This is a genomic window from Streptomyces sp. P9-A2, from assembly GCF_036634175.1.
Taxonomy (GTDB): Bacteria; Actinomycetota; Actinomycetes; order Streptomycetales; family Streptomycetaceae; genus Streptomyces; species Streptomyces pratens.
Genome location: NZ_JAZIFX010000001.1, coordinates 7,869,337 through 7,895,648, shown reverse-complemented (window position 1 = coordinate 7,895,648; position 26,312 = coordinate 7,869,337). Strand labels below are relative to the sequence as shown.

Below are 26,312 nucleotides of genomic sequence, written 5' to 3'. Positions count from 1 at the left end.
GCCGTCCGGCCTCCCTCTCGAACAGCAGTGGAAAAAGGGGAGTTGGCGGCCACATCGACTGCCGGCCGGGTCCTGGACGCCTTCACGGGCAGCGGCGGCGCTCCGGCCTCGCCCGGACTCCTTCATGGCCGGCGAAATCAGACCCCCGCGCCGCTAACATGTTCGAACTCGCGACGATCTCCCCGATCGTCCGTTCTTCACCGGTAAAGCACACCGCACAACAGCTCGATACGTGACCTACCCTTCCAAAATCTAGTAAATGGGCCAAACAATTGAAAACCACTCCACCACGAATACCGTCGCGGACGGACCGCAGTCCTGTCTTCGCCGCGTGGCTTCGGCCACGAGCGATGCTGTGGGCCACGGCGGGTGCGGCGGCCCTCGGTTTCCTCGTCGCGCTGGAACTCTCCGCGCGCCACTACGGCCTACCGGGGCCGATCACCCATCAGGCACGAGAGGTGATATTTGCCCCCCATTCGGGTCCGCTGCTGTACGCCGGTATGGCGTTGACGATGGTGGTGCTCACCTGGCGGCAACGGCTCGTCGCACTGGGTGCCGCGATCGGCGTCGACGTCCTCTTCTGGCTGGTGCGGTGGGCGCTCGACGCCGAAATGAACTTCGGCAACGGCGCGTTGTGGGTGGTTCTGGGCTGTGCGGTCATCGCTGTCACGCGCCGTACCGGCGGGGAACGCACGCTGATGCTGAAGGGCGTCGGCCTGGGACTACTGCTGGTGGCCGGCCACAAGACGGGTGACACCTGGCTGCTCATCACGTCGAAGACCCGCCCGACGGTGCTCGACCAGTACGTGCTGGTCGCCGATCACGCGCTGGGCGACCCGTCGTGGCTGGTCGGCCGGCTCGTCGACGCCACCGCACCGGTCAGCGTCCACGTTCTCCACCTGGTCTACGGTCAGCTCCCGCTGGCAGCGGCGCTCGTCGGGTTGTACCAGCTGCGCCACGTGGCGGTCGAGCGCCGCTTCCCGGGTCACCATCTGGTGCGCACCTTCCTGGTCATCGGCCTGCTCGGGCCGGGCATCTACATGCTCTTCCCGGTCGTCGGCCCGGTGTACGCCTACGGAGCCGAGGGCGGCCAGTGGGCGGCGGCCAACCTGTGGCCGGACACGCTGCCGTCGATCAGCACCCCGCAGCCGATGCCGTTCGACGGGATCACACCGCGCAACTGCATGCCCAGTCTGCACACGGCGTGGGCCGTCACGCTCTTCGTCCATTCCCGCAAGGGCTCGCGGGCGATGCGGTACGCGGGCACGTTCTGGTTGGCCGGCACCCTCTGCGCGACGCTGGGCTTCGGTTACCACTACGGCGCGGACATCATCGCCGGGGTGGTGTTCGCGCTCACGATCGAGGCGGCGATGCGCTCGCTCGCACACGGCTGGGACCGGTCGGGCGTCCAACTGGTCGCCCACGGCACGGCGGTTTTCACCGCGCTCCTGCTGTCGTACCGCTATCTGCCGGAGGAGATGGCCGGACATCCCTGGGTGTTCGGACCCCTCCTCGTCCTGGCGACGGCCTCGGTGGTCCACAACTACGTGCGGACCACCAGGCTGTGGGATGCGAAGGCCACGCCGGCGCGGCAGTCGGAGCCGCACCCCGTGGAGCCGCGACCCGAACTGGTCTGAGCCGTGGCGCGTCAGGCTGCGTGCCGAGCACTTCACGGGCGGGGCCGGCACGCTGTACGTGTGCCGGCCCCGCCCCTTCAGGGGCACCGTGCCGCCGGAGCGCCGTCCGCCGTACCTGTTCGACCCTGGTGCGGCCGCCCCGCCTCGACCGTCGAGGGCCGCGCCGGCCGACCGGCCGTGCTCGCCGGCGGTCCGTTCCTGGCGGGAGCCGGCGCAGGCGTCCGGTGCGCAGGCGTCCGGTGGGGCGCGGCCGGGCAGGCTGTGGGCGTAGGGGGCACAGGGGGCGTAGGGCACCGTGCTGGTGGCGGGCGTGGTGTGTACCGCCTCCGGGGCCGGTGAGGCGAAAGCGCGCCAGGGTTCGCCGGCGGCGGCCGCGCGCGGCTCGAAGTGGGCGGGCCGGCGGGTGAGCTCCTGCCACAGGGCCGGCGGGGTGCCTTCCGATGGGCCGCTCGGGGCGGGGAAGGCCGCCCGTACGCGTTCTCGATCATCCATCCGATAAGACCGCAGGGTGGAGTACGGTCCGGCCCGACCGGGTCGGGGCCGGGGTCGGGTCGGGGTCGGGCCGGGGTCGGGCCGGGGTCGGGCCGGGTCCGGGTCGGGTCGGGTCGGGTCCGGTCCGGGTCGGGTCGGGTCGGGTCGGGTCGGGTCGGGTCGGGTCCGGTCGGGGTCGGTCGGGGCGGGTCCGGTCGGGGTCGGTCGGGGCGGGTCCGGTCGGGGTCGGGGCGGGTCCGGTCGGGCAGTGGGTCGCGGAAGAGGCGGATGGCGGCCTGGCCGGCCGGAGCCACTGGACGTGAACAGCAGGTCGAGCGCGCTGCCCGGGCCGCCGGTGTCCCTGCCCTGTATGGCCGGACCCTGGCCGTCCGGCAGCCGGAGCAGGCCGAGCGCGCGGGACCGGCACACGGTCACCCCGTACGGGCCGGGCCGGCCACGGCACGTTCCACACCACGCCGGCGCGGCCGGGCACCTCCGGAGCGCGCGAGCACAGCACACCGTGCGGGTGCAGGACCGGCACCGCACGCCACCGCGCCGGCCCGTCTGCAGCCGGAGCCGCTGCTCGGCCTGGTCGTACAGGTGCGTCGGACCGTCGCTGCGGGCTTCCACGCCGACGGCTTCGGTACACACGTCGGGACCGCGTCCGCCGGTGCGTTCGCGCAGTTCGGCGGCGACGTCCGTGGTGGTTCGGTCGACAGGTCTCCGCGCCGGCGTACCGCTCGGTCCTGGCCTGTCGTTCGGGGATGCGGTCAGGGAGACGACCCGCTCGGCGCCGAGCGGGTCGTCTCCCTGACCGCCTTCTGCCGCACCGCGCCACGATCCCGTACCGCGACCGCGTCGCCGGGCTCGACTCCGGTGAGATCTGGACGGCCCACCTGGCGACCCACACCCACCGTCGGCCGACCCACCATCGGCCGACCCGTCGACGCCCCGCGCCACCGGCGAGGCCGGGGGCCGGATTCACGGCTCGATCCCCAGATTGGCTGTTGACACTCCGATGACGCCCTGACCATGATGATACTCCGTAGTATGAAACAGGAGCGAGATGAACTTCGAAGGTCGGGTAGCGGTGGTGACCGGTGCCGGTGGTGGGCTGGGGCGGGCTCATGCCGTGGCCCTCGCCGAGCGCGGCGTCAAGGTGGTCGTCAATGACATGGGGTCGCCGAGTGGAGTATCCACCGGCCGGAGCGCGGCGGCACGGGTGGCCGCGGAGATCCGGGCCGCCGGTGGTGAGGCGTTCGCCCACCTCTGCGATGTCACGGACGCGGAGGCCGTCGAGAGGATGATCGACGAGACTCTCGCGCAGTGGGGCCGCGTCGACATCCTCATCAACAATGCCGGGGTCCTGCGCGACAAGTCCTTCGCGAAGATCCAGTTGGATCACGTCCGCCAGGTCGTCGACGTGCACCTGATGGGCTCGATCCACTGCACCAAGGCGGTGTGGCCGCACATGGTGGAACAGGGCTACGGCAGGGTGCTGATGACCACGTCCGCATCCGGCATCTACGGCAACTTCGGCCAGTCCAACTACGGTGCGGCGAAGTCCGGCCTGGTCGGCCTGATGAACGTCCTCGCGATCGAGGGCGAGAGAAAGGGCATTCGCGTCAACGCGCTCGCCCCGACCGCGGCCACGCAGATGACCGAGGGCCTGATCGACGAGCGGATCCTCGGCCTGCTCACCCCCGAATCGATTGCTCCGGGAGCCTTGTTCCTCGTCAGTGAACAGGCCCCCACCAAGACCATCCTCGCCGCCGGCGCCGGTGTCTTCGCCGTTGCGCAGATGACGGAGTCCGCGGGGGTCTACCTTCCCGAGGGCGACCGCTCGCCCGAAACCGTCGCCGAGCGGTGGGCCGAGATCAGTGACATGAGTGATCCCGTGGTCACCGCGTCCGCGTTCGACCAGACGAAGCGGTACGCCGCCATGGCCGGCACCGAGACGGGAGCCGTGCCGTGAGAGAGGCCGTCATCGTGTCCACGGCCCGGACGCCGATCGGCAAGGCGTTCCGTGGCTCGTTCAACGACACGTCCGGTCAGCAGCTGGCCGCCCACGCGATCACCGGCGCACTGCGGCGAGCGGGACTCGACGGACAGGAGGTCGAGGACGTCGTGTTCGGCTGCGCGATGCAGGAGGGCTCGACGGGGATGAACGTCGCTCGCCAGGGAGCGCTGCGGGCGGGTCTGCCGGTGACGGTTCCCGGGATGACCATCGACCGGCAGTGCGCGTCGGGTCTGATGGCGATCGCGACCGCGGCGAAGCAGGTCGTCACCGACGGGATGAACATCGTGATCGGCGGCGGAGTCGAATCCATCTCCCTCGTCCAGAACGAGTACAGGAACACCCACCGGGCCCTCGACCCGTGGCTGTCGCGGGAGAAGCCCTCGCTCTACATGAGCATGCTGGAGACGGCGGAGATCGTGGCAGAGCGTTACGGCGTCAGCCGCGACGCGCAGGACGAGTTCGCCCTGCTGTCCCAGCGCCGGACGGCCGCCGCGCAACAGGCGGGACTCTTCGACGAGGAGATCGTCGCCTTGTCCGGCAGGCGAACCACTCCCGAAGGGCCGGGCACCCCGGCGGCCGTCCGGGAGTTCACCCTGCGCGAGGACGAGGGAAGCCGCGCCTCGACCACACGTGACGCGCTGTCCCGTCTCCGGCCGGTGCTTCCCGACGGGAAGGTGTCCACGACCTCCACCGTCACCGCCGGTAACGCGTCCCAACTCTCCGACGGCGCCTCCGCCGCCGTCGTGATGGAGGCCCGCGAAGCGGCGAGACGCGGGCTCACCCCGCTCGGCGCCTACCGGGGAATCGCCGTCGCCGGCTGCGAGCCGGACGAAATGGGGATCGGGCCCGTACGCGCGGTCCCCAAGCTGCTCGCCGAACACCGCCTCTCCGTGGACGACATCGACCTGTGGGAGCTCAACGAGGCTTTCGCGTCGCAGGCCGTCCACTGCCGTGACCGCCTGGGCATCGATCCGGCCAAGCTCAATGTCAACGGCGGCGCCATCACGGTCGGCCATCCCTACGGCATGACAGGGGCCCGCCTCGTCGGCCACGCCCTGCTCGAGGGACGCCGACGCGGCGCCCGGTTCGCCGTCATCACCATGTGCGTCGGCGGAGGCATGGGCGCCGCCGGTCTCTTCGAGATCTTCTGACGAGCACCATCTGCTGACGCGGCCGGCGCGGACTCCCGCTTCCGGGCGGGCTCCCTTCTTCGAACAGCGCGGACCGGAACAGTCCGGCCGCCGCTGCCGCCACCGCCGTACCGAGGCGACACGTCGCCACCACTCCGGATGCGTTCCACGCACGACACCAGTACCTCAACCCGTTGGAAGGTCTTCGATGACTGTCGATTCGGTTTCCTCGGCGGCGGACACGCTGCACGCGCGCGCCACTCGCAAGGCCATGGTCAGGCTCCTGCCGATCATGCTGGCCGCCTACTTCATGGCCTACATCGACCGCACCAACGTCGCGCTCGCCAAGACCCACCTGCAGGCCGACGTCGGCATCAGCGTCACGGCCTTCGGGCTGGGCGCCGGGATCTTCTTCATCAGCTACGCCTTCCTGGAGGTGCCCGGCAGTCTGATCATGCACAGAGTCGGCCCAAGACGGTGGATCGCACGGATCGCCGTCACCTGGGGCGCGCTCTCGGCGGCCATGATGTTCGTCCAGGGCGAGTGGTCGTTCTATGTGCTGCGCTTCTTCCTCGGCATGGCCGAGGCAGGCCTCTACCCGACCCTCATGTACATGGTCACCGTGTGGTTCTCCCAGAAGCACCGCGCCACCGTGGTCGGATTCATCTACCTGGCCCCGACCGTCGCCCTGGTCGTGGGCAACCCGATGGGCGGCGCGCTGATGGAGTTCGACACCGCTCTGGGGCTGCACGGATGGCAGTGGATGTTCCTGATCGAGGGCATCGTGACCATGCTCGTCGGCGTCCTCGTCTGGTTCAGCCTGCCGGAGACGCCCCGCGACGCCTCATGGCTGACGTCCGAGGAAGCGCAGATACTCTCCGCCCGTGCCGCCGGTGGCGACACGGAAACCGGAAACCGGATCAAGGGCAACCTGAAGCACGCCTTCGCCCGCCCCTTCATCGTCATCGTCGCGCTGATCTACCTGTTCAACCAGGTCACGAACGTCGGCATCGTCTTCAACATGCCGTCGATCGTCGAGGGGCTGAACATTCACGGCTCGTTCCTCATCGGTCTGGTGTCGGGAAGCGCCGGTATCGGAGCCACCGTCGGAGTGCTCCTCGTTCCCCTCGTGCACCGTCGTTTCGGCAACGAGGTGACGCTCATCGGGATCCTCGCGGCGTCGACGGCGGTGACAGCGGCGCTCTTCGTGCTCTCGTCGTCCCCGACCGTGCAGATCCTGCTGATCGTGGTGTCCATGGTCTTCGTGTTCGGCACGCTGCCGCTGTTCTGGTCCGTGGCCATGGCGCGGATGTCCGGACTGGCCGCGGCCGCCGGCCTCGCGTTCATCAACACGATCGGGCTGCTCGGCGGATTCCTCGGCCCGTACGCCTTCGGCCTGGCCGAGGACGCGACCGGGGACCCCGGCGCGGGGCTCTACGTCGTCATCGCCTCCTCGGTCGTCGGCGTCCTGCTCACGCCTCTGCTCGCACGGGCCGTCCGCAGTGAGGACGCGGCCGAGGCCAAGGCCCCGGCCCCCGTCGCGAGTTAGGGCCTGTCCGACCATTCCCGCCTGCCCCGCGGCGTCCGACACGCACTCCCCCGAGCTCTCGGCTTCGCTCGAGCAGGGGGACCCCCACGACGCCGCGGGGCCCGTCCTTCGGGCGGACGACGGGAAGGGTCGGACAGAGATCCCAGCCGCGCCCCATCCCGGAACGAGAGACGAAGGAAACGCACATGCACGGCCTCATGCAGGACCGCCCCTTGTCGCTGCCGATACTCATGGACGGCATGGAGCACCGGTTCAGCCGCAAACACGTCACCACGACACAGCTGAGCGGCACGGTGTCCGCGGCCTACGGCGACGTCGCCGAGCGCGTCCGCCGCCTCGCCGGAGTGCTGGATCACCTGGACGTCCCCGCCGGCGCCCGGGTGGGGAGTTTCGGATGGAACTCACAACGCCACCTGGAGCTGTACATGGCCGTGCCCTGCTCGGGGCGGGTCCTGCACACGGTCAACCACCGTCTTTTCACGGACGACGTCGCCTACATCGTCGACGACGCCGCGGACGACGTCCTCTTCGTCGACCGGTCGCTCCTCGACGTGGTGCACCCCCTGCTCGACAGGTGCCCGAGCGTGCGGCACCTCGTCGTGATGGACGACGGCTCACCGGCCGAGTTGCCGATCGACCCCCGGGTGCACGACTACGAGACCCTCCTGCGCGCCGCCCGGCCGGTCGAGGCGTTCGAGAGCGTCGACGAACGCACCGCCGCCGCCCTGTGCTACACCTCGGGGACGACGGGCCGCCCCAAGGGAGTCCTCTACGACCATCGCTCGATCATCCTCCACGCGATGACGCTGCTGATGGCGGACACCTTCGCCATCAGCGAGGACGACACGGTGATGCCGATCGTGCCCATGTTCCACGTCAACGCCTGGGGCCTCCCCTACGCCGCACTGATGGCCGGAGCGAACCTGGTCATGCCCGGCCCGGTCATGTCACCGGAGCGTCTGGTGCGGGGGATGGAGGCGTGCCGGGTCACATTCGCCGCCGCGGTGGCCACGGTCTGGCGCGGGATACTGCCCCACGTCGGCGACGCCGACCTGAGCGCACTGCGGCGCGCCGTCAGCGGCGGAAGCGCGCTGCCCGTCCCGCTTTCCCGCGCCTTCCACGAGAAGGCCGGGATCCCGCTGACGAGCTCGTGGGGGATGACCGAGACCAGCCCGCTGGTCTGCAGCGCGCGAGTACCCAGCGAAACGGCACGCTCCCTGACCGGGGACGACCGCATCACGGCACTGGCCGCCCCCGGTCCGCCCACGGTGCTGTGTTCGCTGCGTCTGATCGCCGAGGACGGTTCCCCCGCGCCCCGCGACGGACGGCACCGAGGTGAACTGCAGGTCGCCGGCCCGACCGTCGCGGCCGCCTATTTCGGCGGTTCCCCCCAGGCCTCGGAGTTCACCGAGGACGGCTGGCTGCGGACCGGCGACGTGGCCACCATCGACCCCCTCGGTGTCGTGCGCATCGTCGACCGGACCAAGGACCTCATCAAGTCGGGAGGAGAGTGGATCTCGTCGGTCGAACTCGAGAACGAGATCATGGCGATGACCGATGTCCTGGAGGCCGCGGTCATCGCGGTGCCCGACGACAAGTGGGGAGAGAGGCCGCTCGCCTGCGTGGTGCCGGTACCGGATTCGGGCCTCACCGCCGAGAGCGTCCGCCGGCATCTGTCCGGACGGGTGGCCAAGTGGTGGATCCCCGAGAGAGTGGTCATGCTGGACGGTCTTCCCAAGACGGCGTCCGGGAAGTTCGCGAAGGCCGCGCTGCGCCGGTCGATGACCACGACGAGCGGCTGACGGGCGGCCACACCACTGAACGGCCCGTCGCGGACTCTGCCACGGCAGAGTCTCAGCGAACCGGATCGAGGAGCAGTCCTCCGACCACGAGGTCCACGACCTCGTCGGCAAGGTGCCTCAGGTCGTCCGCCGACTGCCCCTCGATCCGGCGAAACCACATGTCGACGGCATTGAGACTGCACAGCAGCGTCCGGGCGGCCAGATTCGCGCGCACGGGACGAAGGGTGCCGTCGGCGATCCCCTCCTTGACGACCTGAAGGAAAAGGTCTTCGTATTCGGCCCGCAGGACGTTCAGCTCGTCCAACGCCTTCCGCTGACGGGGCTTCAGCGCGGTCGACGACTGCTCACGCACACCGAGATGGACCACATGGTGATACGTGAGATTCGTCATCAGATTCATCACGTGCTGGGTCGACATGGCGATGAGTCTCTCCCGCCCGCTCCTGGGCGCCCGGGCCAGCGGCTCCACTTGTTCGCGGACGGTTCGCATGCCGTGCTCGTACGCGGCAAGGAAGATGTCGAACTTGGAGCGGAAGTGGTAGTAGATCAGCCCTTTGGTGGCACCGATGCTGTCGGCGATGTCATCGATGGCGACGCCGAACCCCTGCTCCATGAAGGCATCGGCTGCGGCATCCAGAATTCGGCGCTTGGCATTGTCGGCCTCGACGCCGTCCGCGACTGCCATCCAGATCCTTCTCCCGTTCGGTATTCGTCCGGCGCACTGCTCACCGACGCACTCTTCGAGGGTCCGGAGCACCTGATGATGATACTCCCTAGTATTTCAGGCGAGAAACGGGCAGTGAGCCCACGGGCACCGGCGACGGCGGCCTGCCGACAGGGCTGCTGGAGCTGCGCGATCCGTCCGCGAGCCGCCGTGGTGCCGGGACGTCGGGCTCCCGCAGCGCCTGCAGCGCGCACCCAGGTACGTGCTCCTACGGGCGGAGCCGGCCGGCGCGCGGCGGCACGGGCTGCGGGCACGGCGGCGGGAGCTCGGCCCGCGGCGCGCGTCATGCAGATGCAGTCCAGGGTCTGCCGCTCCCGGTGCGGGCAGTTCCGCTCGCCGGTCAGCGTGTCGTCGAACGGCAGCAGGAGCATGTTGAGCCGGTGGGGCGGGTGGTGGTCCGGGCTGCCGGACAGCGCCTCCGCCATCGGGTTCCGGAGGAGCAGGTCGAGGTGCAGCTCGGCGCCGACATGCCGGACCACTTCGCGCTGACCGGCTTGCTCCTCGACAGGCCGACCGCGGCGAGGGCACCCGGGTGGTCAGTCTCGGTTCGATCAGCCACAAGAACGCGCGTCCCGACTTCGACGACCTGATGTCCGAGCCTGACCACCGGGCCGCTCCCGCCGACGGCCGATCCAAGCCCGCCGCCACGCTCTTCGGTCCACCAGCCATGAGGATCAGGTATTTCAGCAGGTCAACGGAGCCTTCCTCGCGGTTTCGCATGAAGAGCACCGATGTGGTCGCGGGCGCGCACGCGACTCCGACGGCCCATCTGCCGGCGGACGGCACGCCCGCGCCGGATGCGTTGGACGGCGACACCGCCAAGGTTCCCGTCGGCAAGACCCGGCCGGCCGTGCACCACGTCGCCACCGCGCTCGCAGTCGACGCTCCCCGAACCCTGAAGCCGCCGACGCACCCGCAAAGAGGCCGCGCCGATCACCACCGGGCCCCAGCCGAAGAACACAGAACGTCCGGACGACGATCAGCAGCCCGCTCTCGAGCCACCACCGGCAGATTTACCGGCCGGGCCGCCTCTACGACCCAAGCCGCGCTCGACGAATCGCTCTGCGCTGTGCGGCCGTGGTGGCACCCCAGATCCCGTCGTCCTCGCCATGGTCGATGGCCCACGACCGGCAGACAAGAAGAACGGAGCAGCGACGACATATCATCCGGGCGAGGAAAGCCTCGTCTCCGGGCGACGCGGAGTCGGACAGAGGGAAGAAAATCTCAGGATCCTCGCCCACACACGAAGCCTGATCGCGCCAGTTCGGCGCCTTGTGATCTTCAGGGAACGAGCCAGGCACGGCACACCTCTACGCAGCGCTCGACGACACCTTTGGCACTGTGCAGCACCAAAGGACCCGGCAGAGGTTGCAGAACAGCCTACAACTCGCTACGGATCCTCTCCAGCCTTCACGCCCGGAAACGCAAGGTTGCCCATGCGGGCGACGGCCCGGACAAGGTGGGCGAGGCCGTCGCCCCGCAGCCGGCAGTGCGGACCCGGCCGTGCTGATCGTCCCGAACCCGGTCGGCTCGCTCACATCCGTCCTTGACCGACGCAGACTCCTCGCCACGAGAATTGAGTATCTGCTGGTGAACCACCCTCTTTCCAAGATCCTGACCTCGATGTCGGACATCGAGGTCAGGACCGGAGCCAGGGTCCTCATCGGTGTCGGCGATGGCAGCGGCTTCCCCTCCGCAGCCCACCTTGCCGCCTGTGCCGGGTTCGCCCCGGTGACAAGGAGTTCAAGCTCCTCCATCCGCGGCGAGCAACTGTCCCGCAACGAAAGCAAGCAGCTCGAACAGGTCTTCTTCCTGTCCGCGTCCGCCGTCCTGGCCGACCCGACCCTCAGGACCTACTACGACAAGAAGATCGGCCAGGGAAAACACCACATCCAAGCCCTGCTCCGCCTCGCAGGACGACGGGCCGACGTACTCTTCGCCCTGCTTCGTGACGGCACCTTCCACAAACCGCGGCTCGCAACAACCACCACATGACCGGCGGTTCAGCCAGGAGTACGACCTGGTCGGCTTCAATTTCGAAGATGAGTCACTGATCGAAGATTCACTCTCCAGCCGTCCCCACCGTTTCCGTCCGCGCGTTTCTGTCCGCACAAGCGGTCGGCATCTGCTGCAATGGATACGGGTGAACGCCGGTGGCTTTTCACTGGACGGTGTGCGGGCTGCGCTGTTCGGACCATTTTTCGGAGGCACTCATGAGGCGGTCCTCTCCACCGCCGTATTCATCGTTCCGGTGATCTCTTCCAAGGAGCAGCATTCAGCACCCGTGCGCCGAAGCCCGCGGCAATGGTGCGACCTGCACCTGTTCGGCCGGACCGCACATCCGCAGGATCGGGCAAGACGCCGAGCGACATGCTGACGGCCTCTGATTTCGAACGTCCAGGTCAGCCGTCATGCGCGTCCGTGTGCCGTCGTTGCCGTCGTTGCCGTCGGGAATGCCGTCACATCTGGACCATGACGCCACCACCGATTGTCTGCGCCCGTCCCGGCCCAGCAATCTGGCCCTGCCGCCTCGTCCACACCGGTCTCGGGCAGCGAACCGAACGGAGCCCTCCTGCGAGTTACGGCTTTCTCCGCTGATTCAAGCCAGGACAGCACGATGTGCGGTCCCAGGGGGACCGCACATCGCGTTGTCGTAGGTGGGTTGTCAGTGGTGGCCGTTACCGCCACGGCCGTTGCCGTGGTGGTCGCCATTACCGCCACGGCCGTTGTCATGGTGGTCGCCATTACCGCCACGGCCGTTGTCATGGTGGTCGCCATTACCGCCACGGCCGTTGTCGTAGCCGTTGTCGTAACGGCCATTGTCGTAACGACCGTTGTCGTAACGGCCATTGTCGTAACGGCCATTGTCGTAACGACCGTTGTCGTAACGGCCATTGTCGTAACGGCCGTAGTAGTCGCAGTCGTCGTTCCACCAGGAGTGGTGGTTCTCGCAGTACTGACTGGGACTGTGGTTGGGACTGTAGTCCTGAGAGGAGGCCGAAGCGGTGCCTGCTGTGCCGACTGCGACACCGCCGGCCATCAGCAGCCCTGCGGCCGACGCCGTGGCGATGCGCCTCGCGCGTTGTGTTCGCATGGGAAATACCTTTCGCTCCATCGTCTCCCGCGCCCCCAAAAGAGAGTGCGGGAATGGATGGCCGCAGCCGCAAACAAAAGTTGCGACAGGGTCTTTGAATGTCACTGCATGCCGATGCGGTGCACGGGCTCGACCGCCGACGCCTCCAGGCCGCCCGTCGGTACACGCGGGCGATCACTGCGGCCATGGTCCGCTCGGTTCGGGAACCGGTCGGCCGGGCGTGCCGTGCTTGCGGCATTCACTCACTGAGCCTAGTCACGCATCGGCACATCGGCATCTCGGGAGACCCATCGCGTTGAACCGTCACCGCGGTATCCGGACCACGCCCTCCTGGATCACCGAGACGGCGAGCCGGCCGTCTCACATGTGATCCGGTCCTGGACCGGCAGCAGGCGCCCCGCTCGAGCACGGCTGCTGTGTCCGGTGGCGCCGTCACCGGGCGACTCTGTGCCGGGAGGCCGCCCGTCCGGGATTCATGGCGATCGGCATGTTCCGCTCATGCCTGGGACCCGGTGGTCCGGCACGCCCCTGCGCAGCGTCGCCGTCAGGGGGAGGGAGGAGAATAAGCGGCATGGCCATGGTGAAAGACATCGCTGTCCGCGGCATGCAGCACTGTGAGACGACGGCGCTGGGCGTGCTGCTGCGGCATGAGGGACTGGACTTGTCCGAGCCCATGCTGTTCGGGCTCGGCTCCGGGCTGTCCTTCATCTACTGGGACAGCAAAGCCATGGGTTTTCCCTTCCTGGGAGGCCGGGTCAAGCCGTTCGAACTCACCAGGAACCTGGCCGGCGCCCTCGGACTCGAGCTGCTGATCGGGGAGACCACCTCCCCGCGCAAGGCATGGCAGAACGTGGCGGCACCCATCGACGCCGGTCGGCCGGTCGGCCTGCAACTCGACAGCTACCACCTGGACTACTTCAGCACCAAGGTGCACTTCGGCGGGCACGTCGTGGCCATGTACGGCTACGACGAACAGGACGCCTACCTGGTGGACACCGACCCGCAGGGCGGAGCCGTCTCCACCAGCCTCGCAGGCCTGGCCAGAGCCAGGGCCGAGCGCGGCCCCATGACCGCCAAGCACCGCTCCTTCACCCTCACAGCGCCCAGCAGCCCGACGCCACCGCAGGACCGGATCATCCCCGCGATCAAGACCTGCGCCGACGCCTTCCTGAACCCACCCATCGCGAACCTGGGCCACCGGGGCATCGAGAAGACCGCCGAGCAAGTGCCGAAGTGGCTGCAGCGCAGCGACAATCCGCAGGAGGACCTGCCACGGGCCGCCGCCCTCTTGGAGAGGGCCGGCACCGGCGGCGCCCTGTTCCGCAATCTCTACCGGGACTTCCTCGCCGAGTGCGCCCAGCTGATCGACAGCAGCCACCTGCGCACCGGCCACACCCTGTATACCGAGGCCGCCACCCTCTGGACACAGGTGGCCGCACTCGTCGCGACAGCAGGCGAATCCGGCGACGCGAAAAACCTCGTGCAGGCCGGCACCCTCCTCCACGAGCTCTCGCGCATCGAACGCGATGCGATGCAGGAACTCAGCCTGCTCCAGTGCTGACGAGTCGTTCCACCGGCCTCAACGCACCGGACCACTCGGGCTCGCCCGCTCACCACGTGCCGTCGACCGGAAGTTCCAGGCACAGTTGGTAGCCGCCGTCTGTGGTGGGGCCGCAGGTGACCGTTCCACCGAGCAGCTCGGCACGCTGACGCAGCCCGACCAAGCCGTAGTTGGCACTGGGAAGGGGCAGAGCGGGCCGGGTCGGTGCCGTATTGGTGACGGTGACACGGACGGTTGTGTTCTCGTGGCGGATGCGGACGACCGCTGTCGCGCCGGAGGCGTGCTTGCGCACGTTGGTCAGCGCCTCCTGGACGGTGCGGTAGATGGCACGCTGGACCGGCGGTGGAAGGCTGCCGGACAGGTCCGTGTGCAGCTCGGCCTCGATGCCGCTGTTGTCGACCAGCTGAGGGATGTCGGCCAGGGAGGGCTGTGGGATGAGTTCCGTGGGGCGGCCCCCGGAAGCCCGCAGGACGCTGACCATGTGCCGCAGTTCGTCCAGGGTCTGCACGCTCAGTCTGCGGATCGTGGCTGCGGCTTGTTTCACTTCGGCGTCCCGGCTGCCGACCTGGAGCACTCCGGCCTGCACCGCGATGAGGCTGACCTGGTGGGAGACCACGTCATGCATTTCGCGGGCGAGTGTCGTGCGTTCCTTGGCCAGCACGGTCTGGGCCGTCAGCTGCCGCTCGTGGTCGCGTGCCTGGGAGATCTCGACGAGTCGCAACGACAGATCACGCCGGGTCTGGACGAGTTGGCCGAGGAAGACGGGTGCGGCCGCCGTCGCCGCTGTGTAGCCCAGGGTGACAAAGGTCGACGGTGTCGAGAAGTCGAAGTCCGGCGACGGAAAAGAGGTCATGTCGCTGAGGGTGAACGCTACGGCGCAGACGGCCAGCAGGGTGCGGCGGCGGGTGAGTGAGGCGAGCGTGTACAGCGCGGCCAGGGCGGCGAAAACCGCGTCGGAGACGAGGACTGCGGGAAGGGTGAGCAGGAACGTGAGCAGCGGCAGACGACGGCGCAGGAGAAGAGCGAAGGCAGCGGCCAGGGCGCAGACCATGCGCAGCGGCTCGGAGGTGTCGACATGGCCCCAGACATCGATCAGTGAGACTCCGACGAGGGCGGCGTCCAGCAGCGGGGCGGGCAGGCGGCGAGTGCTCATGACCTCTTCTGGTCCCGCGGCGGCTTGAGCAGGCCGGCTCGTTCCGCGAGCAGGGCGGCCTGAACGCGGCTGCCCACTTCCAGCTTGGTGAGGATGGCGCTCACATGGTCCTTGACCGTGCCGGTGCTCAGGTGCATCCGTGCGGCGATGTCGGTGTTGGACAGTCCCTCGGCGATGAAGGCGAGTACGGCGCGCTCGCGGTCGGTCAGCGGGGCGAGGCTGCGGGCGGCGTCTTCCTGCAGGCCGGAGTTCAGATAGCCGTCTACGACGGTCCGGGTGACCTTGGACGACAGAACGGTGCCGCCGCCGGCCAGGGTCCGCACCAGGTAGGGCAGTTGATCCGGGTCGGTGTCCTTGAGCAGGAAGCCGGCGGCGCCCGACCGGAGTGCCGTGGCGACGTACTCGTCCATGTCGAACGTCGTGAGCATGGCCACCACCGGTGGGTGCGGCAGCCGAAGGAGGTCGGCCAGGACGGTGAGGCCGTCCACGTCAGGCATCCGGATGTCCAGCAGCACGACGTCGGGGCGTTTCTCCTTCGCCGTTCGGACCGCCTGGCCGCCGGGAACCGCCGCCACGACCTCGATGCCGTCGGTCGCTTCGAGGATGTGCTGGAAGCCCGTACGGATCAGTGCCTCGTCGTCGACCACCATTACCCGGATCACGCGTGCTCCACTCGCCATCGGGCCCACTGTCCGATTCGTACCACGCGAGGTCGGTCCCGTGGGTGGCCGACACTGGATGCGGCCGGGTGACGGGAACGTGCCAGCCAGTCGGCGGGGTCGGTTCCGGACAGGTGCCGGATGGTTGCCATGCGCAGCTTTGCCTGACTGTGGAGGTGGGAGTTCCGCATACCGCTACCAAGTCCGCCCGCCTGATCAACCGACTGGCGACAGACGCAAAAGCTCCGTGCCACGCCACCGGCTCCACGGAATTTCGGCCGTCCCGCACCAGTCGGCCCGCTGCCGGGCAGGAAGGGGATCAGCCATGACGATCTGCCTGACGCTTCTGTGCGCGACCGCCGGGGACGACACCAGCGAGGCAATCTTCGATGACGATGCCCCGAATGAGCGCGGTCCGTCTGAGGCAGGCGCCACCGGAACAGCCCTGCCCCGGTACTCGGTGGCCGTCCGGGCACCTTCGACCCGCTGCGCCCGGACTGCTCACGCTCTGGCCCTCAAGACCACACTCGAGCCTGCGCTACGCGGCTTTGACTACGGCAAGTGGCACGGCCGCACAGCCGCCGAAGTCGCCGCTACCGACCCCTACGGGTTCTCCGCCTGGTTGACGGACCCGGATGCCACGCCCCACGGAGGCGAGTCCGTGCGCCAGCTCTGCCAACGGATCACGCATTGGCTGAACAGCCTGCCGCCCGACATGGACCGCGCACTGGCCATCACGGAACCGGCCGTTACCCGGGCCGTGCTCGTCCACGCTCTGTCAGCACCGGTGAAAGCCTTCTGGCACCTCAAAGTACCGCTTCTGTCGACGGTGTCCGTTACGTCGTATGCCTGCCGAGCGCGCACCTGTGCCGCGTGACCCGGAAAGTTGTCCTGCTTCAGGGCATCCGCCAATCGCCGTACAAGCGCGCAGCGCGAGCAGGGGCCGCCTTCTCCGAGGCCTGGACGAACCGACGGCAAGCGCCCGATGCACAACACCCCCGCCGGGCTGGTCGGCGATACTTCGGTTCCGTGGATCGGTACACCGTTCACCGCCTCCGAACGGAGCTTCTGGACCAGGCGCGAAGGCCACGATCCCGGGGGCGTCGAAGACCGCACCGCCCTGTACATGGTGGGCGCCGCTCGCGAGCGTGGGCTGCTCCCGGGCGCGCGTATCGCCGAGTCCGTCTCTGGCACCCTGAGCGCCCCGAACCACCCGGTGTCCCGTGCCTTCATCCATCCCGATACGCGCAAACGGGCATGATCACTGATAGTCCGGGACCAGCCATCAGGTCTCCCACGGGGACCGCTTCACATCACTCGTGACGAAAAGCTGTGCGCAGCCGGCGCAGGACAGAGGACACGGTCCGCGGTGGACTATGCGCACCGCGGTCCTCTGTCCTGCCCTTGCCGTCCTGCTCGCCGCCTTGGTGGTGTGTCTGGGATACGCCGGGCACAGCGGCGCCAAAGACGACGCTGCTCCTGAGCCCGCCGGTCGGCGGCGACCACAGCCAGGCGTGGATGACCTGCGACGGCAGCGTCTGCGCCGAGGCGATACCGAACGAGAACGCCGTCCGCTCCCTCGAGCACGGCGCAGTCTGGGTCACCCGCGACGGCGTGCGGGCCTCAGCCGGACGCGGTACCGGGCCCGGGGGCCCGCAGGTGCGGGTCCGTCACCCCGCCAGGGCATGCCATCCGCTCGATCTCCCAGCCGGCGCGTCCGGCCCCGGCCCGGTATGCGCTTTCGTAGAAGGCAAGTACGGCAGCGCGCGGGTCGGCCTCGGTACGGACCTCGTCGTACCGCAGCACGGCCAGGTGGCTGTTGCCGCGGGCAAGCCAGCGTGCCGCCGCGGGCCGGAGCGGCTCCTCCGCCAGGTGCGCGGGCTCCGGAGCGGTGTAGGAGTAGAACGCGGGCTCGGGGAAGGTGTCGTCTCCGAACCAGAAGCCGAAACTGATCACTTCCCGGGAGTACGCCTCCCGGGTGACCGGGTCGATCTGTCGAGGCTGTTCGATGTGACTCCCGGAGAACCGGCTGTGGGCGATGTCGAAGGTGTGCCAGAAGTGGTGCACCGGGCTGACCTTCCCCGAGTACCCTGCGGCGAATTCCTCCAGTACGGACGCCACCTGGCTGAGGACCCGCCAGTAGCGGTTGGCCTGCGCGGGATCGTAGATCGAGTGCTCGGTGTCCTCGGCGAACGGCCGGCCGGAGTCGGGAAGGTCGAAGGGTCTTGGTACGGCGAGCTGCACCCGGACGCCCAGCGCGGCCAGCGCGCCCATGACCGTGGTGTAGAAGGACGCCACGGACCGGCCGATGAGTGGGAGGGAGATCTCCCGCCCGTCCAGAGTCGAAACAACCAGCCGATGCGCGACAAAGTCGAAGTCCATCGTAAAGATCGGATTGCCGTCGACCTGGCCCATCGGGCGAGTGGTGGTGCCACGCCCCGTGAGGTGCAGCGGGACATTCCACCAGTGATTGCGCTGAGCGCTGGCGGCGAGACGGATCTTCCCGACGATCTGCGCGAAGCGATGGAGAGTCTCTTTGGTGTCGCGCCACTCGGCGAGCGGGATCGGCGGGAACAGCTCCATGGTCATCCCTTCCCTCCCGCCCAACGCTCCTGATGGCCGGACGAGGCTGGATGACCATGATGACCACGCCCGACAGGTGCGGCACCTCGTCGAACCCGGAAGGCCTATCGGCGTGCGCTGCGCCAACATGAGCATCGGACAACCGCCACTCGGACCACCACCGTCCTGAAGCCCGGCCAGCGACCGCCGGCTCCGGCGGCACGGCATCGGCCGCACCATTTCCGACGGGCCGGCCAGGTCTGCGACCGCCTCCGGCGCAACAGCCGGGGCGGCCGCCCGCCGATCGGGCCCGGCACACTCACGGACCCGAAGAAGCTGGACGCCGACAGCTCCTGACCGCGACGTACGAGGTCCGCCGCCGTCCCGACCGTCTGCACCTGGTGATCGGCGCCGACACCGGACACCGTTGTGTGGAGCGTGTCTTCGCCCGGCACACGGAAACCCTGGATCCGGCGGTACTGAAGCCCGTCGAGGTCGGCGGACCCGAGGAGACGGCCACGCCCTGGTCGACGATGGCCTGGCGACGGGCCACCCGGACTGACGCACCAGGCCACGGACGAGCGGGTTCCAGGACGATGGCTTCTGGACCGAATTCCACGACTTCCTCTTCTCCGAACAACGCCACCGACAGGCCGAGGAGCTGCTGAACACCTCGCCGCTGCGGCCCCAACGGCAGCGGCAAGTCCAGCCTCCTGCGCGCCGTCTACCGCGTCCTGCGTCCCGACACCGGCCAGGTCCGCGTCGACGGAGGCGACGCCTGGTCACTGCCGGTACGGCAACTGGCCCGCATCGTGGCGGCGGTGGCGCAGGAGTCGGCAGCCGACTTCGGCCTCCCCGTCCGCGAGGTCGTCGCGATGGGCCGTACCCCGCACAAACGGCTCCTCGCCGGCGACACCCCCGAGAACGCCGAACTCGTCGACTCCACACTCATGGCAGTCGACGCCGTCCACCTGGCCGACCGCCGGTTCGACCGGCTCTCCGGCGGCGAACGCCAGCGGGTGCTCATCGCCCGCGCCCTCGCCCAGCAACCCACCCTGCTCGTCCTCGACGAACCCACCGACCACCTCGACATCCGGCACCAACTGGACGTGCTCGGCACCCTGCGCCGACTGCCCGCCACCGTGCTGCTCGCCCTGCACGACCTGAACCTGGCCGCCTCCTACTGCGACCGTCTCCACGTCCTGCGCGACGGCGAAGTAACCGCCTGCGGCCCGCCCGCCGATATCCTCACCTCCCGCCTGCCGGCCGAGGTGTACGGGGTGGCAGCGGAAGTCGTCCTCAGGCTGCCGGACCGTCGAGGATGCAGGAATCACTCCGGAATTGATTCAAACCTCAACATGCTGGAGGGGAGTGGAACACACCCTCTCCTTGAAGGACGACCCCATGGGCCTGCTCAACCGCCACCGCGCCACCGCTCCCGCCCTGGCCACCGACTCGGTTTCCGCACCGGTCACCGCCCGGTTGACCGGCGTCTGGACCATTGACCCCGCGCACAGCAGCATCGCCTTCGTCGCCCGGTACGCCATGATCACCAAGGTCCGAGGCACCTTCGAAGACTTCGACGGCCGCCTGTACCTGGACGGCGAGCGCCCCGGACGCTCCACCGCCGACGTGACCATCAAGGCCGCCGGCCTCGACACCCGCCAGGAGCAGCGCGACCGGCACCTGCGCAGCGCCGACTTCTTCCACGCCGAGGCCCACCCCGTGCTGTCCTTCCGCAGCACCTCGGTGCGGCAGCTCTCCGCGGACACCTACCACCTGAGCGGCGACCTGAGCATCAAGGGCGTCACCCGCCCGGTCGTCCTGGACCTGACCCACACCGGCACGGCGACCGATCCCTTCGGCAACGAGCGCGCCGGTTTCGAGGGCTCCACCACAGTCGACCGCACCGAATGGGGCCTGACCTGGAACCGCGTACTGGAGACCGGCGGCGTGCTGGTCGGCGAGAAGGTGAAGCTGGAGTTCGACGTCTCCGCGATCCGCGCCGCCTGACCACCGCCCCCGCATGTGGGAGGCGATCGGCCCGGCCGCCTTGAGGCCCGCGGACAGGCGACACGAGCACGAGCCACTCCGATCACGGTGGAATCGCGCCTCGACCACGCCTGCCCCTCCGCCTCTCGGGGCGCCGCGCCCGGCCGCGACCAACGCGACCCACCCCCGTAAGACCGCGGGGACACTATTGGTCAAACCCGGCGGAAAATGGCATTCTTTATTTCGTGCAACATTCAACTAGTTCGAAGGGGCGGTCGCCTGCCCCGCCTCCCGGGTGGCCGGCGCTGGCACGCCTGGTCAGATCCGTGGCCGCCCGCCAGGGCGGGCACCTCCTGTCCCACGGCGGCAAGAACCTGACCGCCGCTCTGCTCGCCTGGCAGGCGACCGCCCCGTGGGGGCAGGGGCGGCCCCAGTTCCTGGCCGTCGCCACCGCCCTGCTCGTGGTCAACACCTCGACGGTGCGCCACTCGATGATCGAAGCCGCGCGCCGGGTGGCGATCCAGGTGGCCGGGGTGACCCTGGCCCTCGCCACCGCCTGGTGGCTGGGCCCCACCGCCGGGAGCATCATGGCGGTCCTGGCCATCATCCTGGTGGCCCGCGGACGCCGCGCCTTCGACGACCGTCTCCAGGTCGCCTCGACCACGCTGATCACCCTGACGGCCGCGGCGGCGATGCCGGTGCGCGACCTCGCCCTCCTGGCACTGGCCACCGTGACCGGCGCCCTCGTGGGAACGGCCGTCCATGCCCTGATCCTGCCCCCCGTGCACGTAGCCGACTCCCGGACCGCGGTGCGCCGGCTGGCCCGGGCCACCGGCAGGCTGCTGTACGACATGGGCCGCGGCCTGCGCCAGCACCAGCAGACCAGCCACGCGCGGGTCTGGCTGTCGAGAGCGCGTCAGCTCGAGGAGGAGATCGCCGAAGCACAGGACCACGTGCGGCTGGCCGAGGACAGCCTGCGCTGGAACCTCCGCTGCTCCGTACACGGGCCCCGGCGGCCCGGAACCGGCGGCCATGCGCTCCTCGTCCTGCACGGCATATCACTGCAGGTGCGAGGGATCGCCCGGACCCTGACCGATACCGTGAACGCGTCCCGGGACGACTTTCGCCTGGGGCAGTCGTTCACCGACCAGTACGCCCGGACGCTCGAGCTGGCCGGACAGGCCGTGGAGGACTTCGCCGAAGTGAACCGGGCAGCCGATCCGGAGCACACCGAGGCCTGCAAACGGCTGCGCACCGCGCTCGACCAGGCCCAGAACTGGCATGACAGCATGACCGAACTCGTGGCACATGGCGCCCTGACCGAACCCGGAGCCTGGCACGTCTACGGATCGCTGGTCACCGACGCGGAACGGCTCCTGTCCGACCTGGACCGCGCCGGGACATCAGAACCGATGACACCGGTGACGCCGATGACGAAGAGCGCGCTCACCACCCGGTTCCCCCGCTTCTGACCGCCCGGCCCGCAGCCTCACCGGCCCACTGCCGGCCCGACCCGTCCAGTGCCTTCTCGAGCACATGCCACGTGGGGCACACCACATCCCACGAGTACCGCCCCCACCAGCCGGGCATGTTTAAGATTAAACAAACATCCCGGGTCATCCGTTCCTCCCGCTACGGCGGGCGGCGCTCCTCGCGAAAGGCCCTCCCCATGACCACTGTCATGGCACTCTCGAGCGGGAACGCCCCACGCGCGTGAAACGCCCACGCGCGTGGCGCGGTAAGCGTCACCCCGTCACTCCGTCGCCCCTGGCCAGAATCGGTGGGCCGGGGCAGGGCCGGCCCAAAATGGCCGCCCGTCTGCGGGCGGAGGGCCGGGCGGCCGAGCATTCCGGGTGCCGTTCAGCTCGTCGATCAGGCCGCTGATCCACAACGCCCGACACGACCTGGGATATACCCTTTGATGCCCGGTTGTGCGTAGCCTGGCCGGCTGTTCCGCCCACCGTGCCGTGACATCGGGGGCACGTCACATCGACCGTTCAGGAGACCCATGCGCCCCCGGATACCCTCCACCTCCCGGATGCCCTCTGTCCCGCCCGCCGCCCTGGCGGGCGGTGCGCTGACCGTCGGCATCGGCGGCCTGTATCTCGCCGGACTGCTGCTCACCGGCGGTGAGATCGAGGCGGGTACCACGGTGCGCGGCGTGGACATCGGGGGCCTGACCCATGAGGAAGCCACCCGCAAGCTGGAGCGGCACCTGGCGGCGGCCGGCCCGCGGAAGCTGGCCGTGCAGGTCGGCGACCGCGAGGGCGCGGTCGATCCGCGGCAGGCGGGGCTCACCTTCGACGTCCGGGAAACCCTTGAGCAGGCGGCGTCCACCGGCGCCGATCCGGTCAGCGTGATCGGCGGACTGTTCCGCTCGGGCGGTGGTGACATCGAGCCGGTCGTGCGGATCGATGAGCGCAAGGCCCGTGCCACCCTCGGGAAGCTGGCGAAGACGCTCGACCAGACGGTCCGCGACGGCGCCGTCTCCTTCGCCGGCGGCCGGGTCGAGCAGATCACCCCGCGCACCGGGTACGCGCTGGACGTCAACGCCGCGACCGGCGCCCTGCGCACCCCCTTCCTGCACGGCACGGCGGACTCGGTCACGGTGCTGCCCGCACGCGAGACCAGGCCGAAGATCACGGCGGAGGAGGTGCGGCGGGCGGTGCGCGAGTTCGCGCAGCCGGCGATGTCGGCACCGGTCACGCTCACCGCGGGCGGCCAGCGGTTCACGCTCCCCCCGGCCGTGCTGGGCGAGTACCTGACCATGCGGCCGGACGACGCCGGCAGACTCACAGCGAAACTCGACAGCAAGGGCCTGCGCGCCGCCCCCGCGGTGACAGGCGTCCTGAACGGCCTTCCCACCACGCCCCGAAACGCCCGGCTGGGGCTCGAGGGCGACAAGGTCGTGGTGGCCGCCGACGCCAGGCCCGGCGTGGAGGTCACCGACAAGGCCCTGGGCAAGGCCGTCCTGCCCCTGCTCACCAAGTCGGGCACCGCCCGCACCGGCGAGGTGACCACGCAACAGATCCAGCCGGAGGTCACCCGCGAGAACGCGGCACGCCTGGGGCTGACCGAGAAGATGTCCTCCTTCACCGTCGACTTCGAACCGGCCGCCTACCGCACGACGAACGTCGGCCGGGCCGTGCAACTCATCAACGGCTCCGTCGTCATGCCGAACGAGACCTGGAGCTTCAACCGGACCGTCGGCGAGCGCACCCGGGCCAACGGCTTCGTCGACGGCATCATGATCTTCGACGACCGGTACGTCAAGGCACCCGGCGGCGGTGTCTCCGCCGTGGCCACCACGGTCTTCAACGCGATGTTCTTCGCCGGGGTCAAGCCCGTCGAGTACGGCGCCCACTCCTTCTACATCGAGCGCTACCCGGAGGGCCGCGAGGCCACCGTCGCCTGGGGCAGCCTGGACCTGAGGTTCACCAACGACTCCGGCAAGGCCCTCTACCTCCAGGCCGAGTCCACCGACACCTCGGTGACCATCACCTTCCTCGGCACCAAGAAGTACGACGAGGTCACGTCGGTCAAGGGGCCGCGCACCAACGCGCAGCAGCCGGCCAAGAAGGTGAGCACCGCCGAGAAGTGCGTGCCGCAGACCCCGCTCGAGGGCTTCGACGTCACCGTGCAGCGGGTCTTCCGCGACGGCGGCCGGGAAGTGAAGCGGGAACCGTTCCGCACGCACTACACCCCACGTGACGAGATCACCTGCGAAAAGACACCGGGCAAGCGTCAGCCCTGAGGACGCGACCCCGTCAGAGCGACAGAGACAAGCCGCAAAGGATACGGAGAGTCCCGGCAGACGAGGTCGAACAGCGGCATGGTCACGACATGCCGTGGCAGGTGCATCCACGGCCGCATCTCCGGATCGCCGTGCTCGCCAGCCGGTCCATGGAAGCCCACGAAGCCGCGGGCAACAGCTTCGCCGTCCGCCGTACGCCTGTCCTGGTCGCCGTGGGCGTCGTGCTCCTGGTCCTCGCCGCCCTCGCCCTGTGGTGGCGAACCGCGGAGGGTACGGCGAATACCTCGACGCCCGGCACGGCGTCCTCGGAGGCCGGGTTCTCCCGGGACATGTCGGTGCACCGCCGGCAGGCGGTGGAGATGTCGTTCATCGTTCGTGACCCCACCGGCGACCAGGAGGTCCGCACCCTCGCCCACGACATCATCGACACCCGGGCCACGCAGCGCGGCATGATGCCGGGCCGGCTGGAGGGCTGGAGGGCTGGAGGCTGAACAAGACCTCCAGCCGGGCCCCACGGCGTGGAGGGGCCACGGTTCGATGCACGAGGCGAAGGACGGTTCCCTCATGCCCGGGATGGCCACCACTACGCTGCTCGACCAGTTGCGCCTGTCCTTCACCCTGCCCGAGCAGCGCATCGGCCCGCTCGACGCCGAGCTCGCCGACCGGAGCGGCTGTTGGAGCACCGACACGCTCACCCTCCCGATCGCCGGAACCTGGACGATGAAGGCCACCGGGCGGGTCTCCGGCATCGACCAGGTCACCGTCTCGAAGACGGCAGAGATCAGGTAAGGGCCTACGCGGGTGCGGTGGCGAGGCCTCGTTCGGTCCTACGACGGACCCGGCGTAGGACCGAAGCCCTGGAGCCGCTGGATATTTCCGCCGATCTTCTTCCGCAGCGGCTCGAGCATCTTCGGTTCGGCACTGACGACCCAACGGCTGCCGACGAGGTACGTACCGCCGTACACCCTGGCGGTCTCCAACCAGGTCTGCTTGTACTTCTCCTCCGGGAAGGTCGTGATGAGGTAGTCACCCTGCTCGGTGTGGCATATCCCCTCGCGCAGTTCCTCGGCCTCGACGCGGATGTTCGCCTTGCAGCCCGTCAGGTTGGCGATGACCTCGATCCTCGCCGGGGCCACCACCGCTGCGGCCGACGCCGAAGCCTTTGACGGCTTGTTGTCGGCTTCCGTCTCTCCGCCTGCGCTGCAGGCGGCGGTCAAGGGCAGAAGAGCCAGCATTCCGGCCAGTGCGGCAGTACGCCCCCAGGAAGCGGCAAGTGGGGCGATGCCGGCGCGTTCTCGGGGCTGTGGCTGGGGCACGTACCTTCTCCGTCTCGGCTGGTTCCGCCCGTATCGGCGGGTTGACGTCCTCAGTGGGGTACGGACGAACACCGGTGGCCGTTCACCTCGGCGTCCCGTCCTGAAGGTTCCCCCGGAAAGCGTCATCCGTAAGGACGCCCAGGCCGAGGCAGCTTGTGAGGCCCAGGAGGCCGCCTGCCCTCGCATCGGTCAGCGATCCCTCCTTGCAGGAACAGCCCAAGTCACTCGATCCGGTGAGCGCTTTCCAACCTCACGCTGATGTAGCGAACCAGGCACAGGCCCGCACTCTCTCCGCCGGTCAGCAAACTGTCGGCGTCGGGCCTGGAGGAATCAGCAACCGTGAGTTCCGCTGCCCTGGTTCGTGGGAGGAAATCGTTCTTCAAGGAGTGTGGGCATCCTCGGTCGCGGTGGTCGAAGTTCCCTCACCCGGACAAGGTCCGGTATCGATCTGCGGCCGGGAAGCACGTGAAGGAGTCCGGGTTCGCGACCTGGGAGAAAGCCATCGCGCGTTTGACGGAGGTCTGCAACGCGAAGAAGGCCGCGCCACGGGGTCGGGCGAAGGCGGAGCGGATCGCGACGTACGGGGCGATGCGGTGCGAGGAGTACGCCGCCCGGTGGAAGGCCGGGCAGCGGGATCCGGGGCCGGCGTCGGTGGTGCATCTGGACTCGCTGCTGAACATCCACCTGCTGCGCCTTCGACGCCCGGAGTGGACCCGGTCGGCACGCCGCCGCATCCCCCGGCACCTCACCACTGCCGGGAAGCAGAGGTGCAGCGCTTGTGAGGTGGTTCACCGATACAGGGCTGGACTGGCTCGCACCGCAGAATTAGCTTTCTTGAGAGCATGCGTCCCCTATGTGGGCCTTTTCCGCGGTGCGGCGGACCGGGTC

General features: G+C 69.1%; 21 protein-coding genes and 3 pseudogenes. 16 read left to right on the top strand and 8 right to left on the bottom strand.

The features are described from left to right. The first annotated feature begins 350 nt into the window (after positions 1-350). The 5 genes from V4Y04_RS35390 (at position 351) to V4Y04_RS35370 (ending at position 8,609) form a co-directional block, all read left to right on the top strand. On the top strand, positions 351-1,637 hold the full coding sequence (locus tag V4Y04_RS35390) for a phosphatase PAP2 family protein (protein WP_332432366.1): 1,287 nt from the start codon (positions 351-353) through the stop codon (positions 1,635-1,637). Between the two features lie 1,537 nt (positions 1,638-3,174). Then, entirely contained in the window at positions 3,175-4,083 is a 909-nt protein-coding gene (locus V4Y04_RS35385; RefSeq protein ID WP_332432365.1) for an SDR family NAD(P)-dependent oxidoreductase, read from the top strand. Next, positions 4,080-5,279, top strand: coding sequence for an acetyl-CoA C-acyltransferase (locus V4Y04_RS35380; RefSeq protein WP_332432364.1), 1,200 nt, complete (start codon positions 4,080-4,082; stop codon positions 5,277-5,279). Before V4Y04_RS35385 ends, V4Y04_RS35380 begins: the two co-directional genes overlap by 4 nt. A gap of 187 nt (positions 5,280-5,466) precedes the next feature. Continuing rightward, positions 5,467-6,807 (top strand): MFS transporter, encoded by a 1,341-nt coding sequence (locus V4Y04_RS35375; RefSeq protein ID WP_332432363.1) that lies wholly within the window; start codon positions 5,467-5,469, stop codon positions 6,805-6,807. Positions 6,808-6,992: 185 nt separating this feature from the next. Beyond that, positions 6,993-8,609, top strand: coding sequence for a long-chain fatty acid--CoA ligase (locus V4Y04_RS35370; protein WP_332432362.1), 1,617 nt, complete (start codon positions 6,993-6,995; stop codon positions 8,607-8,609). A gap of 52 nt (positions 8,610-8,661) precedes the next feature. On the opposite strand, the gene V4Y04_RS35365 is transcribed toward V4Y04_RS35370, so the two are convergent. Then, entirely contained in the window at positions 8,662-9,294 is a 633-nt protein-coding gene (locus V4Y04_RS35365; RefSeq protein ID WP_332432361.1) for a TetR/AcrR family transcriptional regulator, read from the bottom strand. Between the two features lie 1,070 nt (positions 9,295-10,364). Further along, on the bottom strand, positions 10,365-10,634 hold the full coding sequence (locus V4Y04_RS35360) for a WhiB family transcriptional regulator (protein ID WP_332432360.1): 270 nt from the start codon (positions 10,632-10,634) through the stop codon (positions 10,365-10,367). Between the two features lie 193 nt (positions 10,635-10,827). Between V4Y04_RS35360 and V4Y04_RS35355 the strand changes: the two are divergent. Both V4Y04_RS35355 and V4Y04_RS35350 read left to right on the top strand, forming a co-directional pair. Further along, positions 10,828-11,328: pseudogene (locus V4Y04_RS35355) on the top strand (transposase); the annotation flags it as partial. Then, positions 11,282-11,710, top strand: coding sequence for a hypothetical protein (locus V4Y04_RS35350; protein WP_332432358.1), 429 nt, complete (start codon positions 11,282-11,284; stop codon positions 11,708-11,710). The pseudogene V4Y04_RS35355 and the gene V4Y04_RS35350, both read left to right, overlap by 47 nt. 288 nt (positions 11,711-11,998) lie before the next feature. Here the strand turns inward: V4Y04_RS35350 and V4Y04_RS35345 are convergent, their stop codons facing one another. Further along, a complete protein-coding gene (locus V4Y04_RS35345) occupies positions 11,999-12,427 on the bottom strand; it encodes a hypothetical protein (protein ID WP_332432357.1) in 429 nt (142 codons plus the stop codon). A 571-nt stretch (positions 12,428-12,998) separates the two neighbouring features. Between V4Y04_RS35345 and V4Y04_RS35340 the strand changes: the two genes are divergently transcribed. After that, positions 12,999-13,988, top strand: coding sequence for a BtrH N-terminal domain-containing protein (locus V4Y04_RS35340; RefSeq protein ID WP_332432356.1), 990 nt, complete (start codon positions 12,999-13,001; stop codon positions 13,986-13,988). A gap of 49 nt (positions 13,989-14,037) precedes the next feature. Here V4Y04_RS35340 and V4Y04_RS35335 read toward each other — a convergent pair whose 3' ends face one another. Next, positions 14,038-15,141 (bottom strand): sensor histidine kinase, encoded by a 1,104-nt coding sequence (locus V4Y04_RS35335; RefSeq protein WP_332432355.1) that lies wholly within the window; start codon positions 15,139-15,141, stop codon positions 14,038-14,040. After that, positions 15,138-15,803, bottom strand: a complete 666-nt coding sequence (locus tag V4Y04_RS35330; protein WP_332433122.1) for a response regulator transcription factor — start codon at positions 15,801-15,803, stop codon at positions 15,138-15,140. The genes V4Y04_RS35335 and V4Y04_RS35330 overlap by 4 nt, the downstream gene beginning before the upstream one ends. Positions 15,804-16,125: 322 nt before the next feature. Here V4Y04_RS35330 and V4Y04_RS35325 point away from each other — a divergent pair, with 322 nt between their 5' ends. Both V4Y04_RS35325 and V4Y04_RS35315 read left to right on the top strand, forming a co-directional pair. Continuing rightward, positions 16,126-16,677, top strand: a complete 552-nt coding sequence (locus tag V4Y04_RS35325; protein ID WP_332432354.1) for a histidine phosphatase family protein — start codon at positions 16,126-16,128, stop codon at positions 16,675-16,677. 602 nt (positions 16,678-17,279) lie between these two features. Beyond that, a pseudogene (locus V4Y04_RS35315) lies at positions 17,280-17,414 on the top strand (DUF3105 domain-containing protein); the annotation flags it as partial. Positions 17,415-17,423: 9 nt separating this feature from the next. Here V4Y04_RS35315 and V4Y04_RS35310 read toward each other — a convergent pair. Next, positions 17,424-18,383 (bottom strand): DUF5996 family protein, encoded by a 960-nt coding sequence (locus tag V4Y04_RS35310; RefSeq protein WP_332433121.1) that lies wholly within the window; start codon positions 18,381-18,383, stop codon positions 17,424-17,426. Between the two features lie 662 nt (positions 18,384-19,045). On the opposite strand from V4Y04_RS35310, the pseudogene V4Y04_RS35300 reads away from it, so the two are divergent. The 6 genes and pseudogenes from V4Y04_RS35300 to V4Y04_RS35275 form a co-directional block, all read left to right on the top strand. Further along, positions 19,046-19,663 (top strand): annotated as a pseudogene (locus V4Y04_RS35300) (ABC transporter ATP-binding protein); the annotation flags it as partial. 103 nt (positions 19,664-19,766) lie between these two features. Next, positions 19,767-20,375, top strand: a complete 609-nt coding sequence (locus V4Y04_RS35295) for a YceI family protein (RefSeq protein WP_443080136.1) — start codon at positions 19,767-19,769, stop codon at positions 20,373-20,375. Between the two features lie 305 nt (positions 20,376-20,680). After that, positions 20,681-21,826, top strand: a complete 1,146-nt coding sequence (locus tag V4Y04_RS35290; protein ID WP_332432352.1) for a hypothetical protein — start codon at positions 20,681-20,683, stop codon at positions 21,824-21,826. Positions 21,827-22,362: 536 nt separating this feature from the next. Then, positions 22,363-24,108 (top strand): VanW family protein, encoded by a 1,746-nt coding sequence (locus V4Y04_RS35285; RefSeq protein WP_332432351.1) that lies wholly within the window; start codon positions 22,363-22,365, stop codon positions 24,106-24,108. Between the two features lie 89 nt (positions 24,109-24,197). Beyond that, positions 24,198-24,599, top strand: coding sequence for a DUF305 domain-containing protein (locus tag V4Y04_RS35280; RefSeq protein WP_332432350.1), 402 nt, complete (start codon positions 24,198-24,200; stop codon positions 24,597-24,599). Positions 24,600-24,645: 46 nt separating this feature from the next. Beyond that, positions 24,646-24,897, top strand: coding sequence for a hypothetical protein (locus tag V4Y04_RS35275; RefSeq protein ID WP_332432349.1), 252 nt, complete (start codon positions 24,646-24,648; stop codon positions 24,895-24,897). A 38-nt stretch (positions 24,898-24,935) separates the two neighbouring features. Here V4Y04_RS35275 and V4Y04_RS35270 read toward each other — a convergent pair whose 3' ends face one another. Next, the gene (locus V4Y04_RS35270; RefSeq protein WP_443080135.1) at positions 24,936-25,424 is read right to left on the bottom strand and encodes a hypothetical protein; all 489 of its coding nucleotides are present in this window, start codon (positions 25,422-25,424) and stop codon (positions 24,936-24,938) included. A gap of 422 nt (positions 25,425-25,846) precedes the next feature. Beyond that, complete coding sequence (locus V4Y04_RS35265) at positions 25,847-26,104, bottom strand: hypothetical protein (RefSeq protein WP_332432348.1); 258 nt, start codon at positions 26,102-26,104, stop codon at positions 25,847-25,849. Positions 26,105-26,312 lie beyond the last annotated feature (208 nt).